The organism is Streptosporangium sp. CA-115845, assembly GCF_050943795.1.
In the GTDB taxonomy this organism is placed as follows: domain Bacteria; phylum Actinomycetota; class Actinomycetes; order Streptosporangiales; family Streptosporangiaceae; genus Streptosporangium.
This window is the reverse complement of record NZ_CP191988.1, coordinates 2,965,569-2,982,110: the sequence shown is the minus strand read 5'-3', so window position 1 is coordinate 2,982,110 and position 16,542 is coordinate 2,965,569. Positions and strand designations below refer to the sequence as shown.

General features: G+C 69.5%; 15 protein-coding genes and 1 riboswitch. Of the genes, 7 read left to right on the top strand and 8 right to left on the bottom strand.

From position 1 onward, the window contains the following. Positions 1–116 precede the first annotated feature (116 nt). The 5 genes from ACQP0P_RS15745 to ACQP0P_RS15725 form a co-directional block, all read right to left on the bottom strand. Positions 117–539 (bottom strand): C40 family peptidase, encoded by a 423-nt coding sequence (locus ACQP0P_RS15745; RefSeq protein ID WP_433376881.1) that lies wholly within the window; start codon positions 537–539, stop codon positions 117–119. Between the two features lie 211 nt (positions 540–750). Beyond that, positions 751–910, bottom strand: a riboswitch (cyclic di-AMP (ydaO/yuaA leader). 401 nt (positions 911–1,311) lie between these two features. Continuing rightward, on the bottom strand, positions 1,312–2,289 hold the full coding sequence (locus ACQP0P_RS15740) for an NlpC/P60 family protein (RefSeq protein ID WP_433376878.1): 978 nt from the start codon (positions 2,287–2,289) through the stop codon (positions 1,312–1,314). 137 nt (positions 2,290–2,426) lie between these two features. Continuing rightward, a complete protein-coding gene (locus ACQP0P_RS15735; RefSeq protein ID WP_433376875.1) occupies positions 2,427–3,059 on the bottom strand; it encodes a hypothetical protein in 633 nt (210 codons plus the stop codon). 63 nt (positions 3,060–3,122) lie between these two features. After that, a complete protein-coding gene (locus ACQP0P_RS15730) occupies positions 3,123–4,385 on the bottom strand; it encodes an NYN domain-containing protein (RefSeq protein ID WP_433376872.1) in 1,263 nt (420 codons plus the stop codon). Between the two features lie 202 nt (positions 4,386–4,587). Beyond that, positions 4,588–5,772 carry an RNA-guided endonuclease InsQ/TnpB family protein gene (locus ACQP0P_RS15725; RefSeq protein WP_433376869.1) on the bottom strand — a complete coding sequence of 395 codons (1,185 nt, stop codon included), beginning with the start codon at positions 5,770–5,772 and terminating at the stop codon, positions 4,588–4,590. A 239-nt stretch (positions 5,773–6,011) separates the two neighbouring features. On the opposite strand from ACQP0P_RS15725, the gene ACQP0P_RS15720 reads away from it, so the two are divergent. From ACQP0P_RS15720 to ACQP0P_RS15710, 3 genes are all read left to right on the top strand, one after another. Beyond that, complete coding sequence (locus ACQP0P_RS15720) at positions 6,012–7,130, top strand: phosphotransferase family protein (RefSeq protein WP_433376867.1); 1,119 nt, start codon at positions 6,012–6,014, stop codon at positions 7,128–7,130. Positions 7,131–7,227: 97 nt separating this feature from the next. Beyond that, entirely contained in the window at positions 7,228–8,952 is a 1,725-nt protein-coding gene (locus tag ACQP0P_RS15715; RefSeq protein ID WP_433376864.1) for a DEDD exonuclease domain-containing protein, read from the top strand. 43 nt (positions 8,953–8,995) lie between these two features. Next, positions 8,996–9,283 (top strand): Lrp/AsnC family transcriptional regulator, encoded by a 288-nt coding sequence (locus ACQP0P_RS15710; protein ID WP_030910213.1) that lies wholly within the window; start codon positions 8,996–8,998, stop codon positions 9,281–9,283. Here ACQP0P_RS15710 and ACQP0P_RS15705 read toward each other — a convergent pair. From ACQP0P_RS15705 to ACQP0P_RS15695, 3 genes are all read right to left on the bottom strand, one after another. Then, positions 9,226–10,155 (bottom strand): sensor histidine kinase, encoded by a 930-nt coding sequence (locus ACQP0P_RS15705; RefSeq protein ID WP_433376860.1) that lies wholly within the window; start codon positions 10,153–10,155, stop codon positions 9,226–9,228. The two genes, ACQP0P_RS15710 and ACQP0P_RS15705, sit on opposite strands and share 58 nt — an antisense overlap. A 355-nt stretch (positions 10,156–10,510) precedes the next feature. Beyond that, positions 10,511–11,557: an anthranilate phosphoribosyltransferase gene (gene trpD / locus ACQP0P_RS15700; protein ID WP_433376857.1), complete on the bottom strand. Its 1,047-nt coding sequence runs from the start codon at positions 11,555–11,557 to the stop codon at positions 10,511–10,513. A gap of 18 nt (positions 11,558–11,575) precedes the next feature. Further along, positions 11,576–11,974 (bottom strand): hypothetical protein, encoded by a 399-nt coding sequence (locus ACQP0P_RS15695; RefSeq protein ID WP_350930325.1) that lies wholly within the window; start codon positions 11,972–11,974, stop codon positions 11,576–11,578. A gap of 195 nt (positions 11,975–12,169) precedes the next feature. On the opposite strand from ACQP0P_RS15695, the gene ctaE reads away from it, so the two are divergent. From ctaE to qcrB, 4 genes are read left to right on the top strand one after another with little or no spacing between them, the layout of a single operon-like run. Next, complete coding sequence (gene ctaE, locus ACQP0P_RS15690; RefSeq protein WP_433376854.1) at positions 12,170–12,787, top strand: aa3-type cytochrome oxidase subunit III; 618 nt, start codon at positions 12,170–12,172, stop codon at positions 12,785–12,787. Positions 12,788–12,803: 16 nt separating this feature from the next. Then, positions 12,804–13,619 carry a cytochrome bc1 complex diheme cytochrome c subunit gene (gene qcrC, locus ACQP0P_RS15685; protein WP_433376852.1) on the top strand — a complete coding sequence of 272 codons (816 nt, stop codon included), beginning with the start codon at positions 12,804–12,806 and terminating at the stop codon, positions 13,617–13,619. Next, positions 13,616–14,740 (top strand): cytochrome bc1 complex Rieske iron-sulfur subunit, encoded by a 1,125-nt coding sequence (gene qcrA / locus ACQP0P_RS15680; protein WP_433376849.1) that lies wholly within the window; start codon positions 13,616–13,618, stop codon positions 14,738–14,740. The genes qcrC and qcrA overlap by 4 nt, the downstream gene beginning before the upstream one ends. Beyond that, positions 14,737–16,386, top strand: a complete 1,650-nt coding sequence (gene qcrB, locus ACQP0P_RS15675; protein WP_433376846.1) for a cytochrome bc1 complex cytochrome b subunit — start codon at positions 14,737–14,739, stop codon at positions 16,384–16,386. Before qcrA ends, qcrB begins: the two co-directional genes overlap by 4 nt. The last annotated feature ends 156 nt before the right edge of the window (positions 16,387–16,542 follow it).

Below are 16,542 nucleotides of genomic sequence, written 5' to 3'. Positions count from 1 at the left end.
GAAGCGTGGATCCGCACCGGCCCGGGCCGCCGGCCACGCGCTCGCGGCCTCCGCCGGAAACGGAGCGGCCCCGTCCCCGCACATGTGAGGAACGGGGCCGGCGTCCCTGCCCGGGCTCAGGCTCCGGGCCGGACCGCTCCGGCGAAGGAGGACCTGTAGTACCCCTCCAGCTTCACGATCCGGACCGTCTTGCCGCTGCTCGGCGAGTGGACCATCCTGCCCTTGCCGACGTACATGCCGACGTGGCCCTTTCCACTGAAGAACATCAGGTCACCGGGGCGCAGGTGGCTCCACGAGACCTTCTTCCTGATCGCCCGGAACTGGCTGTGCGTGATCCGGGGGATGGACACGCCCGCCTTGCGCCAGGCGTATTTGACGAGCCCCGAGCAGTCGAACGCGCCGGGACCGGAGGCACCCCACCGGTACGGATCGCCGACCTGCCGCCTGGCCGCCGAGACGGCCTTGCGAGCCCGGACCTTCTGCAGGGCCGCCCTGCTCATCCTGGTCTTGACCTTGGTATCGGCCTTGGCCTTGTGCACGGTTCTCTTCGTGCCCTCGGCCTGCTCGGAGACTCCGGCCGCGGTGTTGACCAGGATCTCAGGGGTACTGTCCGTCGTCGCCCTCGCCGCCGTCGACCCCAGGGTGACCGCTCCGGCTGAGGCGGTCAGGGTGAGGGCGATGCCGCCGAGGGAAAGGCGGAAAAGGCGCGACAGACGGGTGTTACACGGGGTGGTAGACAGGATTTCTCCTTGGTGCTTCCACTGATGCCTACCGGGTTAGCTGACGGGTTCGGGCTTGGAAGATGCCCTACGGCGCAAATGCGCTGATTCACCCCCGGCCACGCTGTATCGGGCCTTTTGGGTCCCCGGTTCCATGCCTCCTGGCTGCATGGATTCGGCGGGCCGCCGTGATGAGGTCCGTCCCCGGCAGGGGAACGGCGGCCGGCTGGATTTCTATAGGGACACCGGCCCGAAGACCGACATTCACCGCGACGGCATGGCTTGCACGTCGCGAGGCCAGAAGTTACCCCGATCTCCAACCTTCGGCAAAGCATTCGCCAAACAAGAAGATCAATAAGCCTTCGTGATCTTCCCGTTACCCCTGCTTAATGGCCATTTATGCTATTAAGATATGATCCTCGTCACACCCTCGGAATCACACCCGACAAATCGCAATTTCTGTAATGTTCATCACATTTGCCGTAATTCATGGTTGAAGCCGCGAGGGTGCCCTCTCCCGCCGCGGAGCACGGATCAGCGCCGTCGCCGACGGCGCACCAGGTTTTACCACCGGAGGGCGGGCCTCCGCTCCTCAGGGGCGGACGGCTCCGACGAGGCGACGGCCGTAGGCCGAGAGCGGGACGACCTTGACGACGTCGCCGGTCTGCGGGGCGTGCACGATCTGGCCATTGCCCGCGTACATGCTGACGTGGCCCAGGCCCTCACTGAAGATGAGGTCGCCCGGCTGGAGGTCGTTCAGCGAGACCTTGCGGCTGGTGCCCCAGCTCCACTGCTCCCAGGTGGTACGGGGGAGGCTGACTCCCCCCCTGCGCCAGGCGGCCTGGAGGAGGCCCGAGCAGTCCCAGCCGCCGGGCCCCGTGCCGCCGTACTGGTAGGGCTTGCCGACCTGCGCGAAGGCGAACTGCAGGGCGGCGCGGGCGTTGCCCGAGGCGGGGCCGCTGTACTGGATCCCGGTGCTCTCGGGGTTGCCCGTCTTGAAAACGTTGAGTTCGCGCAGGAGCTTCGTCTGAGCCCTGACCATCTTGTCGGCCTTGGCCTTCTCCCTGGCCAGTTCGTCGCGCGTCTCGTCGGCCTCGCTCAGCGCGCCCTTGGCCAGATTCCTGTTGAGCCGCAGCGCCTTGGTGGCCTCGTCGAAGGCGCTCAGCGACTGGGCCCGGGAAGCCGACATCTGGTCGACCGAGGCCAGGCCGCTCAGCAGCGCGCCGGGGTCGGCCTGGTAGATCATGCCTTCCCAGCTGTTGACCGCGCCGAACTGGTAGGTGCTGACCGCCATCGCGACGAGCTCCTTGCGCAGCCCGGCGACCTGCTCGCTCTGCCGGGCGAGCTCGCCGTTCAGCGTCGCGTACTTCTTCCTGGCCCGCTTCCACTTCTCCGAGGCCTGGTTGTACTTCTCGACGATCTGGTCGGCCTGCTCGTTGAGCTTCTCCAGTTTCTTCTTGGCCTGGGCGAGTGTCGGCTTCGGCTCCGCGGAGGCCCCGCTCACCGGCACCATCAGCAGCGCGAGGGCGAGCCCGGCCGCCACCGGTATCCGCATGAGTCCAACCGGCATACCCGCCACGGTCACGTCAACGCCTCCAGACTGCACAGACCTGCGGCGAATAGTACAGAACAAGTAAGGTTTAGATCACCTTTTCCTGTGTTCAGCCCTATAGCTGCAGGTAGCAGTCCCGGTCTCCCGGGGGAGCGTCAGCAGGCGGCGATATCGCAGATCTTCGCGGTCATCTTCCTGGCGTCGCTCAGCTGCCTGGTCCAGTCGCTCTTCGCCGGCTTGGAGTACTCGCCGCCCCAGAGGTAGACCAGGACCGCGTTGCCCTTCCTGACCAGCACGCCGCGCTCACCGCCCACGCCGGCCTTCCCGCCGTAGTAGACCTGCCCGGAGATCCTCAGCGCCTCGTCTCCGAGCCCGGTCAGGCGCGAGGAGACGTAACGGTAGGTGGAGCCCGCGTTGGTGTTGGAACCACAGGTGGTCAGGGCGGAGCGCAGCCGGGCCACGGCTCCGGCGGCGGCGGCCTTCGAGCGGTACAGGATCACCTGTTCGACCTTCAGGAAATCCGGGACGCCGGTGAAGGTCACCGTCCGCGCGGCCGTCCTGCCGGTCGCGGCCGGCGCGGCCTTGTCACACGGGTCGACGGCCAGCCGGGCCTTCGCCGAGTTGCTGACCGTCCAGTTGGTCTCGGGGTCGTTGTCCTTCTTCGCGGCGTCCTTCTCGTACAGCAGGAAGCCCTTGGGAATGCCGGCCACCGCAGCCGCGGCGGCGGGTGTGGCAACGGTCGCCCCGATGGCCAGAACGACGACGGCGAGCGTTATGATCTTCTTCATCGAGTGCCCCTGGGGAGATCGAAATACCTTCCGGTAGTTCGATGCGCCATCACCGGGAAAGGTTCACGCCCGCCCCAGACGTCTGAGAAGAAGCAGCGAGGGGACCGGCCGGGCGCCCATCCTGCGGACCGACTCGGCCACCTCCCGATCCGAGGAGACCACCGCGACCGCGCGTCCCGTGGGCTCGGCGCGGACCAGCTGGCGGATCAGGTCGTCGGCGATCTGCCCGGGGGCGCTGAACATCACCCGCACCCCCCTGGGTGCCGAGACCGGGACCGGCCCGTTCAACTCGGCGCCGTCGAAAACACAGGTCAGCTCGGTGCGGGTCTGCGCGTAGAGCGCGCCGAGGCCGGTGAGGAGGCGATTGCGCTGGTCGGCGAGGGTGAACGTACCGTAACCGGTCTTGGTCACGTTGTAGCCGTCGACGATCAGGTGGATCTGCGGCAGCGCGAGCAGCTGGTCGAGCAGGGCGGGGTCGTCGTCGGCGAGCGCCCGCGCGGGAACCGCCTGGACCCCCTGCCTGCCCGGCGCCACCGAGGCCACCGAGTCGGCGGGACGGTGGATGCCGGAGGGCAGGGCGAGCTCCCTGCGGAGCCCCGCGGCGGCGTCCTGCAGGGCGTCGAGCAGCATGCGGACCTTGGTGTCCTCCACGCTGCGGCCCTCACGGGCCGCCCTGCGCGTCGACTCCAGCTGACGCTCGGCGTCGGCCAGCCGCTCGCGCAGACGGCGCAGCTCGCTCTCCACGCTGCTCCCCGCCGAGACCGCGGCGGCCTTCGCCTCCTCCGCCGCCTCCCAGGCGTCGGCGGCACGCGCCTCGGCCGCCTTGGCCCGCTCCCGGGCCTCGTGCAGCCTGCGGCGCAGGTCGGAGACCTCCGAGCGTGAGGCCTTGAGCTGCTCGCGCAGCCGTTCGGACTCCTCCTTGGCCGCGCTCTTCTGGCCGGCCAACTGCTCACGCAGCCGGGAGAGCGTCTGCTCCTGCGCGGAGCCCTCGGCGACGGCGACCGACCGCTCCAGGTCCTCGCGGGCCGCCTCCACCATGGCCGCCCAGCCGGGCGGGCGGGTCAGGTAGGCGGCGGCGGCCACCATGACGGGCTCGGCGGCCGGCGGGACCGCGCCCTCGGCGAGACTCGCGACCAGCTCCGGCCAGCCCGCGGTCAGCGTCTCCGCGACCAGCTCGCGAAACTTCTTGTCGGTCTCCAGTTGCGCGGCGATGGGCGCGCCACCCAGCCTGGCGCGCTTGCGGGGATCGAATTTGGCGATCCCCTTCAGCGGCGGCGGCACCGAGGCGGCGGGCATCGAGCCGAGGATCTGGGACGCCAGTTCCACGACGTGCAAGCGAACCTGCTCGGGTAACGGACGAGACAGGCCCTCTCCGGCTGAACTCATCACGGCCCCTACTCGGATCGGTCTTCACGTCAAGGGTACGGCTACCGCACCCTGACCCCGACCTGACCGTAAGGCGGACGGCAGCCGACCCGGCCGTGAACTCTTTGTGACTCCTCCGCTCCCTGAAGGGAGCGGCTTCTCGCTAGGCCGCTTGCGCAGCCTCACGAAGGGCAAGCCCTGCCCTCAGAATGTTGATCGCCGCGTTCACATCGGCATGCGCCACATGAGCACACCGCTGACAGCGGAACCCGGCTTGGCTGAGGCGGTTCTCCTTCGCACAGTGCCCACAGCGGGCACAGGTGCGGGAAGTATTGGCGGGGTTCACCGCGATCAGCTCTCGACCGGCACTTTCAGCCTTGTCCGCGAGGATACGCAGGAACACCCCCCAACCCGCGTCCAGAATGCTGCGATTGAGGCCGGACTTGGCGGCGACGTTGCGGCCGGGAGCCTCCACGGTGCCGGACGCCGAGCGGGTCATGTTCGTGATCCGCAGGTCCTCGTGGGCGATGACGTCGTAATCGCGAACCAGGTGCAGGGCGGCCTTGTGAGCACCGTCGAGACGCCGGCGGCGGACCTTGGCGTGCAGGGCGGCGACGCGGGCGACGGCCTTGCGGCGGCGCTTGGAGCCGCGCTGGGTGCGGGCGAGGTCTTGTTGCGCGGCCGCGAGGCGGTCGGCGGACGCGGCCAGGTGGCGCGGGTTGTCCAGGTGCTCGCCGTCGCTGGTGGTGACCAGCGATGCCACTCCCATGTCGATCCCGACGACCGCGCCGGTGGCGGGCAGGGTCTCAGCGGGCACGTCGTCGCACGACAGGATCACGTACCAGCGGGTGCCTTCCCGTTTCGCACTGATCGTCTTGACGGTGCCGTGTACGGGGCGGTGCCGGTGGACGCGGACATGCCCGATGCCCTGCAACCGGACGAACGTCGCACTCGGATGCTCGGGCTGGGAATCCCACCGGCAGCCGTCGCCGTCCTTGGGCCACTCCACCGTGTCGAACCACCCCTTGCCCTTGAAACGCGGGAAGCCCGGTGTGCGCCCGGCCTTGACGCGGGCGAAGAACGCGGCGAACGCCTTGTCCAGGCGGCGCAGGGTGGCCTGCTGGGAGGAGAACGACCAGCGGCCCTGACCGTCCGCGTCATCGGCGCGGATGTACTTGAGATCGGCCGACTGGTCACCGTAGCGGACGCTCACGCCCGCCTTGCGGTAGGCGGTGCGGCGGTGCTCCAGCGCGGCGTTGTACAGGACGCGGTGATCATCCAGGCACGCGGCCAGCCAGGCGACCTGGCGGGCGGTGGGGCGCAACGGGAACTTATAGGACCTACGCACCACACCACCCCCCTGGCTCGAACCTTTGTTCTCACCGTATCGAATTTCAGAAAGAGGCGACGCGGAATGCGCGGACCTGTCGGGTCACTACACGCTCGGGCCTTGACGGCCCTCCCGCTCCCGATTCCCCCGTCGCCTGAAGGCGACGGTCCCCTCGGGAGAGTCTGATGGACAAGCGCTTGCTCTTAGGTTACGACTGTGCGGATCGCCTTGTGACGTACGCCACCCGGGAGAGCGCGATGGATCAGCAGCGCCGGCAAGCCGAGGATATGCGGACATCCACCCGCGACCTCGATGAGTTACACGAACGGATGCGCTCGTGGCTCTCCGGCAGGGTGGGATCCCCCGTCACGCTCTCCCGGCTGTCGGCGCCCTCGGGCAACGGCATGTCCAGCGAGACCCTGCTCTTCGACGCCTCCTGGACGGCGGCGGAGGGCAGGCGGGAGGTCGGCTGCGTCGCCCGGATGGCCCCGGCGAGCGAGGCCGTGCCGGTCTTCCCGAGCTACGACCTCGGCAGGCAGTTCGAGGTCATGCGGATGGCCAGGGAGCGCGCCGGCGTGCTCGCGCCGCGGACCCTGTGGTACGAGCCCGACCCCGCACCGATGGGCACCCCGTTCTTCGTGATGGAGCGGCTCACCGGTGACGTGCCGCCGGACGTCCCGCCCTACACCTTCGAGGGCTGGCTGCTGGACGCCTCCCCCGCCGACCGGATGCGGCTGCAGCGGCAGAGCGTCGAGATCCTGGCCAGACTGCACGACGCCCCGTTCACCGCGGCGGAGCTGCGCCCGCTGGAGATCGCGGGGACGGGCGAGTCCGCGCTGCGCAGGCACGTCGACGACCAGCGGTCCTACTACGAGTGGGCACACGGCTCGATGCGCATCCCGCTGCTGGAGCGGGCGTTCGACTGGCTGCGGGAGCACTGGCCGAACGATCCGGGACCCGACGTGCTGAGCTGGGGCGACGCCCGCATCGGGAACGTGATGTACCGCGACTTCACCCCGGTGGCGGTGCTGGACTGGGAGATGGCCGCGATCGCCCCCCGCGAGCTGGACATCGCCTGGATGATCTTCCTGCACCGGTTCTTCCAGGAGATCGCCGAGATCATGGAACTGCCCGGCCTGCCCGACTTCATGCGACGCGAGGACGTATGCAAGACGTATCACGAAATAACGGGATACAAGCCACGCGACATGGAGTTCTACGAGATGTACGCCGCGCTCAGGCACGGCGTCATCATGGCCCGCGTCTGGCACCGCCGCATCCACTTCGGCGAGCAGCCCATGCCGGCCGACCCCGACGACCTGGTGCTGCACCGGGCCGCCCTCGAACGGATGCTGGACGGGAGCTACTGGAGCTGACGCCTTTCCCCCGCGCGGACCACGGGTGTTCTGGGCGTCCGGCGCCGAAAGAACCCGGTGCGGTGAATGTCGGTCGGGGCTTCTATGGTCGTGAATCGTGAACTACGCCGTGCAGGGAACACTCGACGAGCTGGGCACCCCGCTCAGCCAGATCACCTTCGTCGTGTTCGACCTGGAGACCACCGGCGTCTCGGCGGGCGAGCACGCGATCACCGAGATCGGCGCGGTCAAGGTCAGGGGCGGTGAGGTGCTCGGTGAGTTCGGCACCCTGGTCGACCCCGGTTCACCGATCCCGCCGTTCATCTCGGTGCTGACCGGCATCACCGACGGCATGGTCGTGGCGGCGCCGCGGATCGAGTCGGTGCTGCCGTCCTTCCTGGAGTTCGCCGCGGGCTCCACCCTGGTGGCGCACAACGCCGGGTTCGACCTGGGGTTCATCAGGGCGGCCTGCGCGGCGCACGGGTATCCGCCGCCCGCCCACCAGGTGGTCGACACCGTCGACCTGGCCCGCAAGCTGCTGACCCGCGACGAGGCGCCCAACTGCAAGCTGTCCACGCTGGCCGCGATCTTCAGCCACACCGAGCCCTGCCATCGGGCGCTCGCCGACGCTCGGGCCACGGTCGACGTGCTGCACGCCCTGCTGGAGCGGGCCGGCTCCTTCGGGGTGCAGACGCTGGAGGAGCTCAAGGGCTTCGTCCGCGCACCCACCCCCGAGCAGCGCCGCAAGCGGCACCTGGCCGACTCGGTGCCGACGGGACCCGGCGTCTACGTCTTCGAGGACTCCGGCGGCGACCCGCTCTACGTCGGTAAGAGCACCAACCTGCGCAACCGCGTGCGCGGTTACTTCACCGCGAGCGAGACCCGGCCCCGCGTCCGCGAGATGATCGGCATCGCCGCGCGGGTCAGATCCATCGCCTGCGCGACCCCGCTGGAGGCGGAGGTCAGGGAACTCAGGCTGATCGGCTCGGCCAAGCCCCGTTACAACCGCAGGTCGCGCCACCCGGAGAAGATGTTCTGGCTCAAGCTGACCGACGAGCTCTTCCCCCGCCTGTCGGTGGTCCGCGAGGTCAAGGACGACGAGGCGTCCTACCTGGGCCCGTTCACCAGCACCCGCGCCGCCGAGGACGCCCGCACCACGTTGCACGAGACGATCCCGCTGCGGCAGTGCACCGAGCGGATCACTCCGCGTACCAGGCGCTCCGCCTGCGCGCTCGCCGAGATCGGCAGGTGCGGCGCACCGTGTGAGGGGCGCGAGACCCCCGACGAGTACGCGGTGCACGTCGTGGCGGCGCGCCGGGCGCTGGAGCTGGACGCGGCCGAGGTCTTCTCCGCCATGGAGGCCAGGATGGAGCGCCTGGCCCTCGACCAGCGCTACGAGGAGGCCGCGGCCGACCGCGACCGGCTCGCCTGCTACGTCCGCACCTCGGCCCGCATGCAGCGGCTGCGGTCGCTGACCGCCATCTCCCAGATGGTCGCGGCCGCCCCCGTGGCGGGCGGCCGTTGGGAGATCCATGTCATCCGGTACGGACGGCTCGCCTCGGCGGGGGTGATGCCCAAGGGCGCCCACCCCACCCCGTTCGTCGAGGCGCTGACGGCCACCGCCGAGACGGTGCCGCCCGGCCCCGGGCCGGTCCACGCCGCCAGCGCCGAGGAGACCGAGTGTGTCCTGCGCTGGCTGGAGTCCCCGGGGGTGCGGCTGGTGCAGGTGGAGGGCACCTGGAGCCTGCCGGTCTCGGGTGCCGGCCGGCTCAAGGCCCGCATCGACCGCGCCTACCAGACGGCCGAGCCACGCCGGGCGCGCGAGGGCCGTCCGCTGCGCTGATAGCGTCAAAGACGGCAGGCAACACTCAACGAGGAGGAAGCTCGTGGTCACCGCGATCGTTCACATCAACGCCGAGGTGGACCGGATCCCCGAGGTCGCCCAGACGATCGCCGAGATCGACGGGGTGAGCGAGGTCTACTCCATAACCGGGGAGTACGATCTGATGGCCATGGTCCGCGTCACCGCCTACGAGGAGATCGCCGAGGTCATCCCCGGCCGGATCAACAAGGTGGCGGGGGTGCTGCACACCGAGACCAACATCGCCTTCCGCGCCTACTCCCGGCACGATCTGGACGCCGCCTTCTCGATCGGCCTCGGCGAGTCCGACTGACCCGCACCGGCGGGACGGAGGAGAGGGCGGGTCGGTTCGAGGTCGGTGACGTCTCCCATCCCCTTGCGGGCGGCGTCCGGGGCCGCCTCACCCGAGATGGGCAGCCGCGCCCGCACCTCGAACCCCCCTCCGGGCAGGATCCCGGCCGCCAGCGTCCCGCCGAACAGGGCGGCCCGCTCCCGCATGCCGAACAGGCCGTGCCCCGCGGTCGCCGCGGGGTCGGCCTGGCCGTCATCCCGTACCAGCACGTCGAGGAAGCCCGGCCGCCAGCGCAGCGTGACGCGGGCCGAGCGGGCGCCGGCGTGTCGCAGGGTGTTGGCGAGCGCCTCCTGGACGATGCGGTAGGCCACCAGTTCGAGGGTGAGCGCGACCTCGGCGGGCCTGCCGTCCTCGACCAGGTCCACGCCCAGGCCCGCCGCACGGGCCTCGGTGAACAGGTCCCGCAGGTCGGACAGCCTGGGCTGGGGCGTCCTGCCCGCCGAGGAGCCGTCGAGATCGAGGAGTGACAGGGTGCGCTGGAGCTCGACGAGCGCCTGACGCCCCGACTCCTCGGCCACCCGCAAGGTCCGCCTGGCTCGGTCGGGATCCTTGTCCATGATCATCCGCCCGGCGCCCACGCCGAGCGTCATCATGCTGACACCGTGCGCGACCACGTCGTTCAGCTCACGGGCGATGCGCACCCGCCTCTCGGCGAACTGGGCGCGGACCAGTTCCTCCTGCTGACCGACGAACCTGTCCTCCGCGGACTTGAGCCTCAGCAGCAGGAGCCGGCGATCCCACACCAGGCTCACGACGGCCACGCACAGTCCGAGCACCAGGGACGCCAGCAGGACGGGGAACATCTGCTCGGTCAGGGGGTCAGCACGCCACATGGTCGCAACCTAGAACGGCACGCCGAGGTGACACATCCGCTCTCGGGTGGATCTCCCATCCCCCCGGGGTCGGAGACATCCGGCCCTGGAACGGCCCTGAACGGCCCTGAACGGCCCTGGAACGGCCCTGGGACGGCCCGGCGGTGCCGGGACCGCTCCTTGGACAGGGCCTTCCGGCACCCGGCAAGATCCGGCGACACCGTCAGGAGGGCACACGACGACGGCCCGTGGCCCTGGACCTGGCCCCTGGTGACGAGGCGAGAACTCCCGCGAGAGAGCAGGCTCATCTCGTAGGGCGTGGGCCGCTCGGGAGCGCGCTCACCAAAGCGCGCTCACCGGTAACGGCCCGTACGGCTCAGGACGGCTTCGACGACCGGCTGACCGCGATCCAGCGGTCGAGGGTCTCGCCGGCGGCACCGGAGTCGACGGCCCGCGTGGCGCGCTCGTAGCCCGTGGCCATCGCGGCGTTCAGGTCGCCGCCGGCACCGTCGAGGGCGACCAGCGCGGCCGCGGCGTTCAGCAACGCCGCGTCGCGGACCGGGCCGGTCTTGCCGCCGACCAGGTCGTGCACGGCCCTGGCGTTGAACGCCACGTCTCCGCCGCGCAGCGCGTCGGGCGCCGCCCTGGGGATGTCGAGGACCGCCGGGTCGAAGACGGTCTGCTCGGCGCCGCCCTCGCGCACCACCCAGACCGAGGAGGTCGTGGCGATGGTGAGCTCGTCCAACCCGTCGTCGCCCCGGAAGACCAGGGCGGAGGCCCCGCGCTCGGCGAAGACGCCCGCGACGACGGGGAGCATGCCCGCGTCGAAGATGCCGATCGCCTGGGCGGCGGGCCTGGCCGGGTTGGTCAGTGGTCCCAGGAAGTTGAAGACGGTGGGCACGCCGAGTTCCTTGCGCGGCGGTCCCGCGAAGCGGAACGCCGGGTGGTAGACCGGCGCGAAGCAGAAGGCGATGCCGGCCTCCGCCGCGACCCTGGCGGTGTCCGCGGGAGGCAGGTCGAGCACGATCCCCAGGTGTTCCAGGACGTCGGCGGCGCCGCATGAGGAGGAGGCGGCCCGGTTGCCGTGCTTGACGACCCTGGCCCCCGCCGCGGCGGCCACGATCGCGGCCATGGTGGAGACGTTGACCGTGTGCGCCCGGTCACCGCCGGTGCCGACGACGTCGACGACGGGCCCCTCGACCGACAGCGGGGTGGCCAGCTCCAGCATCGTGCGCGCCAGGCCGGTCACCTCCGCGACGGTCTCGCCCTTCGCCCGCAGCGCCACCGCGAAGCCCGCGATCTGGGCGGGGGTGGCGGAGCCGGACATGATCTGCTTCATCGCCCAGGCGGTCTCGTCAGCCGTCAGGTGCTCGCCCGCGAGCAGGGCGGACAACAGCGCCGGCCAGGTGGTGCGCACGTCCATGCGGTTCTCCAGGAGGTTTTACCGGGCGGTCAGACGAGTGGACAGGCGGCGGCGCATCAGGTCGGCGACGGTCTCCGCGAGGACGACCGGGTCGATCGGCTGCGGCACGACGGCCTCGGCGCGCGACCACTCGGCCAGCCAGCGGTCGTCGCGGCGGGCGATCAGCAGGCAGATCGGCGGGCAGTCGTGGACCTCGTCCTTGGCCTGACGGGCCACCCCCATGCCCCCTGCGGGCTTGGCCTCGGCGTCGAGCACGGCGACGTCGATCTCACCGGAGTCGAAGTGCTGAACGACCTTGGCGTGGGTGGCGCACTCCACGATCTCCACGAGGGGCACGTCGGCGGCGGGGCGGCGGCCGAGTGCCTGCCGCACCTTCTCGCGGGTGCTCGCGTCGTCGCTGTAGACGAGGACCCTCATCTTGTCGTCGGTGCTCACGGTCGCGCTCACTATCCCTCGTCGATGTATGGTCACCTGGGATGCTACCGGTCAGCCGGCCTGGAGACCCAGGCCGGAGCCACAGCTGAGCAAATTGCCCCATACGTCCCCTTTTTAGGGACGTATGCACCCCCTATCGGGGGGTCGTGCGGCGACCCGAGCAGGAGAGCCGCAATAATGCTGCCCGTGGCGACAGCATCCGCAATTTCAACGACGACGACAGCACACTCGTCCCGCAGACCCGATCTGGTCAGCGTCGGGACGATTGTCTGGCTGTCCTCCGAGCTCATGTTCTTCGCGGCGCTGTTCGCGATGTACTTCACCATCCGGTCGGTGAGCCTCAGCCAGGGAATGCCCTGGCCGGAGGCCCACCTGAACGTCCCCTTCGCCCTGGCCAACACGACCATCCTGGTCCTGTCGAGTGTGACCTGCCAGCTGGGCGTGTGGGCGGCTGAGAAGGGCCAGGTCGCCAAGCTGCGTTTCTGGTACGTCATCAGCTTCCTGATGGGCTCCGTGTTCGTGGCCGGCCAGCTGTACGAGTACAACGAGCTGGTCCACGAAGGACACACCCTGTCGCACACCGCGTACGACTCGGTGTTCTACCTGACCACGGGCTTTCACGGCCTCCACGTGACCGGTGGACTGATCGCGTTCCTCTTCATGCTGGGACGCACGTACGCCGCGAAGCGCTTCACCCGTGAGCAGGCGACCAGCGCGATCGTCGTGTCCTACTACTGGCACTTCGTCGACGTGGTCTGGATCGGCCTTTTCGTAACCATCTATGGAATTCAATAAGGAATCGGGGATCTCTGTGAATAGGATCACCGCTGGGCGGCGGCATCCCCTCGCGAGATACGCCGTCCTGCTCATGGCCCTGGCCTTGATCGGCGGGGTCTACACCGTTGCCCTGACGGCCTCCTCCAGCCAGCAGGCCGACGCCGCCGTCGCGTCCGGCAGGGCCGACGACGTGGCCGAGGGCAAGAAGCTCTTCGAGCAGAGCTGCTCCAGCTGCCACGGGCTCAACGCCGAGGGCACCGCCTCGGGTCCGACCCTGATCGGCGTCGGCGCCGCCTCGGTGGACTTCCAGGTCAGCAGCGGCCGCATGCCCATGGCCAACCCCGGCGCGCAGGCACCTCGCAAGCCCCCGGCGCCGTGGGTCAACGAGGACACCATCCGGCAGCTCGGCGCCTACATCCAGTCACTCGGCGGCGGTCCGGCCGTGCCGAGCGCCGAGCAGGTCGACGCCTCCAAGGGCGACAAGGCCAAGGGCGGCGAGCTGTTCCGTGCGAACTGCATCCAGTGCCACAACTTCGTCGGCTCCGGCGGCGCCCTGACCCAGGGCAAGTACGCCCCGCCGCTCCACGAGGCCACCGAGAAGCAGATCTACGAGGCCATGGTCACCGGCCCCCAGGCGATGCCGGTGTTCAACGACAGCATCATCACTCCCGAGCAGAAGCGGGACATGATCGCCTACATCGTGGGCGTGCGTGAGGAGCCCAACCCGGGCGGCGCCGGTCTGGGCCGCATCGGCCCGGTCACCGAGGGTCTGGTGGCCTGGGTCGTCGGACTCAGCCTCCTCTCCCTGGCCGCCATCTGGATCACCGCGAAGAGGCGACAGGCCAAATGACTGAGAACAATCACGGCATCGAACAGCCGGAGGAACGCGTGCCAAGGCGCGTCATCGGCACCCCCCCACCTGCGGCGAGCACCTCCCTGCTCGGCACCGAGGAGCACCCGTCGACCGAGGTCGTCCAGGTTCCCGGCGTGACCCCGCAGGACGAGGCGACCGCGAAGAAGGGCGAGAGGTACGCCGCCCTCTGCTTCCTCGTCGCCTTCCTGGCCGGCATCGGCTTCGTGGTGTCGTACGTCGTCTTCCAGGTCGGCGACATCGAGAAGACGCAGGTCTCCAACCTCGCGCTGGGCGGCACGCTCACGCTGGCCCTGCTCGGGCTGGCCGCGGGCATGGTGACCTGGGTCCGCATGGTCATGCCCAAGTACAACCTGGTCCAGGAGCGCCACCCGATGGCCTCCGACACCGAGACCCGGTCCTACGTCGGTGAGACCTTCATGCAGGGCGCGGCCGAGAGCGGCATCACCAAGCGCCCGCTGCTGCGCCGCACCCTGCTGATGGCCGCCGCCCCGCTCGGCCTGGCCCCGCTGGTCCTGCTGCGCGACCTCGGCCCGAGCTACAAGGACTTCCCCGCCAAGCTGCGGCACACCGTCTGGGGTGACAAGACCAAGGAGGGCAAGCTCCGCAAGCTCCTCGTCGAGGGCAGCGGCGCGCCCATCCGGGCGGCCGACTTCAACTCCCCCGGCGGCATCCTCTCCGTGGTGCCCGAGGGATACGAGCACGACCTGAACGAGCTGGCCAAGGCCACCCTGATCCTGATCAAGTTCCGCCCCGAGGAGCTCAAGTCCGGGACGAACCTGAACTGGACCCACGACGGGATCGTGGCGTACTCCAAGATCTGCACGCACGTCGGCTGCCCCGCGGCCCTGTACGAGCAGACCACGCACCACATCCTGTGCCCGTGTCACCAGTCGACCTTCGACGCCGCCGACGGCGCCAAGGTCGTCTTCGGTCCGGCGGCCCGGCCTCTTCCCCAGCTGCCGATCGACGTGGACGACGAGGGATACCTCGTGGCGACGGCGGACTTCCCCGTCCCCGTCGGGCCCAGCTTCTGGGAACGTGGCGACGCCGAGGCCGAGTTCCGTGAGGCCGAGGCCAAGAAGGGAGCCCAATCATGAGCACCCAGACCGTTCCCAAGCCCATCGCGGGCGCGAGCGGCTTCATCGACGACCGCATCGGGGCGGGGAACTTCCTGCGGCGGAACCTGCGGAAGATCTTCCCCGACCACTGGTCGTTCCTGCTCGGTGAGATCGCGCTCTACTCGTTCATCGTCCTGCTGCTGACCGGCACGTTCCTGACGTTCTTCTTCAAGCCCAGCATGGCCCACACGGAGTACCTGGGCTCCTACGGTCCGCTGTACGGCGTCGGGATGTCCGAGGCGTACGCGTCGTCGCTGGAGATCAGCTTCGACGTGCGCGGCGGCCTGCTGATGCGGCAGATGCACCACTGGGCCGCCCTGCTGTTCATCGGCGGCATGATGGTGCACGCGCTGCGGGTGTTCTTCACCGGCGCCTACCGCAAGCCGCGCGAGCTGAACTGGCTGATCGGCGTGCTGCTGCTGACGCTGGCGCTGGCCGCGGGACTGACCGGCTACTCCCTCCCCGACGACCTGCTCTCCGGCGCCGGTCTGCGGATCACCGAGGGTGTGGCGATCTCGCTGCCGCTGGTCGGCACCTGGATCACCTTCTTCCTCTTCGGCGGCGAGTACCCGGGCGTGGACGTCGTCTCCCGGTTCTACTCGCTGCACATCCTGCTCATCCCGGGCATCCTGCTGGCGCTCATCTCGGCTCACATGATCCTGATGTGGGTCCAGAAGCACACGCAGATGCCGGGCAAGGGCCGCACCAACGAGAACGTGGTGGGCGCGCCGTTCTACCCGGCCTTCATGGTCAAGGCCGGCGCCTACTTCATGTTCACCTTCGGCGTCATCGCGCTGCTGGGCACCTTCGCCCAGATCAACCCGATCTGGCTGTACGGTCCCTACACCCCGGCCGACATCTCGGCGGGCTCTCAGCCCGACTTCTACATGGGCTTCCTGGAGGGTTCGCTCCGTCTGATGCCCGCCTGGGAGATCAACGTCCTGGGCTTCACACTGCCGATGAGCGTGCTGATCCCGGCGCTGGTGCCGATGGGCATCATCATGACGGGGCTGGCGCTGTACCCGTTCATCGAGCAGTGGGTCACCGGAGACCGCCGCGAGCACCACGTCGTGGACCGTCCCCGCAACAACCCGCACCGCACCTCGATCGGCATCTCCGCGATGACCTTCTACGGGGTCCTGTGGCTGCTCGGCGCCAACGACGAGATCGCCGCGTTCTTCCAGGTGTCGCTGAACTGGACGACCTACGTCGGCCGGGTTCTGATCTTCGCCGGTCCCGCGCTCGCCTACTACGTCACCTACCGGGTCTGCCTGGGCCTGCAGCGCGCCGACGCGGCCATCATCGGCCACGGCGTGGAGTCCGGTGTGATCAAGCGACTGCCGCACGGCGAGTACATCGAGGTCCACGTCCCGCCCAACGAGGCCATCGAGGCCCACATGCGGGGCAAGGAGCCGGTCCCGGTCATCACCGGGGGCGGCGGTGGAGACGACGACGGCATCCCGTCCAGGGCGACGCGCGGTCCGCTCGGCAAGCTCCGCACCAAGATGAGCGCGGCCTACGGCGGCGAGAAGATCCCGCTCGACGACGGCCACGGCCACGGTGAGGGCCACGAGGAGCACACGGCGGTCGGCCAGGGTGGAGACGACAAGTCCCTGACCCACTGATCCGCCACGGCTGACGCCACACGAGGGGCCCGGACACCGCACGGTGTCCGGGCCTCGACGTCTTTCCGCACCTTTTCCCACCGCCCCGCCGGATCTTCCCGACGCCCCCGCCGGAGGGCCGGCCTGAGCCCCGGACCTCGGGAGGGCCACCGGAGA

What these genes read in the sequence shown, in the direction of transcription:
- trpD (WP_433376857.1), bottom strand. Translation starts at nt 11,557, where the DNA reads ATGGACGTGCGCACCACCTGGCCGGCGCTGTTGTCCGCCCTGCTCGCG.
- ctaE (WP_433376854.1), top strand. Translation starts at nt 12,170, where the DNA reads ATGCTGCCCGTGGCGACAGCATCCGCAATTTCAACGACGACGACAGCA.
- ACQP0P_RS15695 (WP_350930325.1), bottom strand. Translation starts at nt 11,974, where the DNA reads ATGAGGGTCCTCGTCTACAGCGACGACGCGAGCACCCGCGAGAAGGTG.
- ACQP0P_RS15735 (WP_433376875.1), bottom strand. Translation starts at nt 3,059, where the DNA reads ATGAAGAAGATCATAACGCTCGCCGTCGTCGTTCTGGCCATCGGGGCG.
- qcrA (WP_433376849.1), top strand. Translation starts at nt 13,616, where the DNA reads ATGACTGAGAACAATCACGGCATCGAACAGCCGGAGGAACGCGTGCCA.
- ACQP0P_RS15705 (WP_433376860.1), bottom strand. Translation starts at nt 10,155, where the DNA reads ATGTGGCGTGCTGACCCCCTGACCGAGCAGATGTTCCCCGTCCTGCTG.
- ACQP0P_RS15740 (WP_433376878.1), bottom strand. Translation starts at nt 2,289, where the DNA reads ATGCCGGTTGGACTCATGCGGATACCGGTGGCGGCCGGGCTCGCCCTC.
- qcrB (WP_433376846.1), top strand. Translation starts at nt 14,737, where the DNA reads ATGAGCACCCAGACCGTTCCCAAGCCCATCGCGGGCGCGAGCGGCTTC.
- ACQP0P_RS15720 (WP_433376867.1), top strand. Translation starts at nt 6,012, where the DNA reads ATGGATCAGCAGCGCCGGCAAGCCGAGGATATGCGGACATCCACCCGC.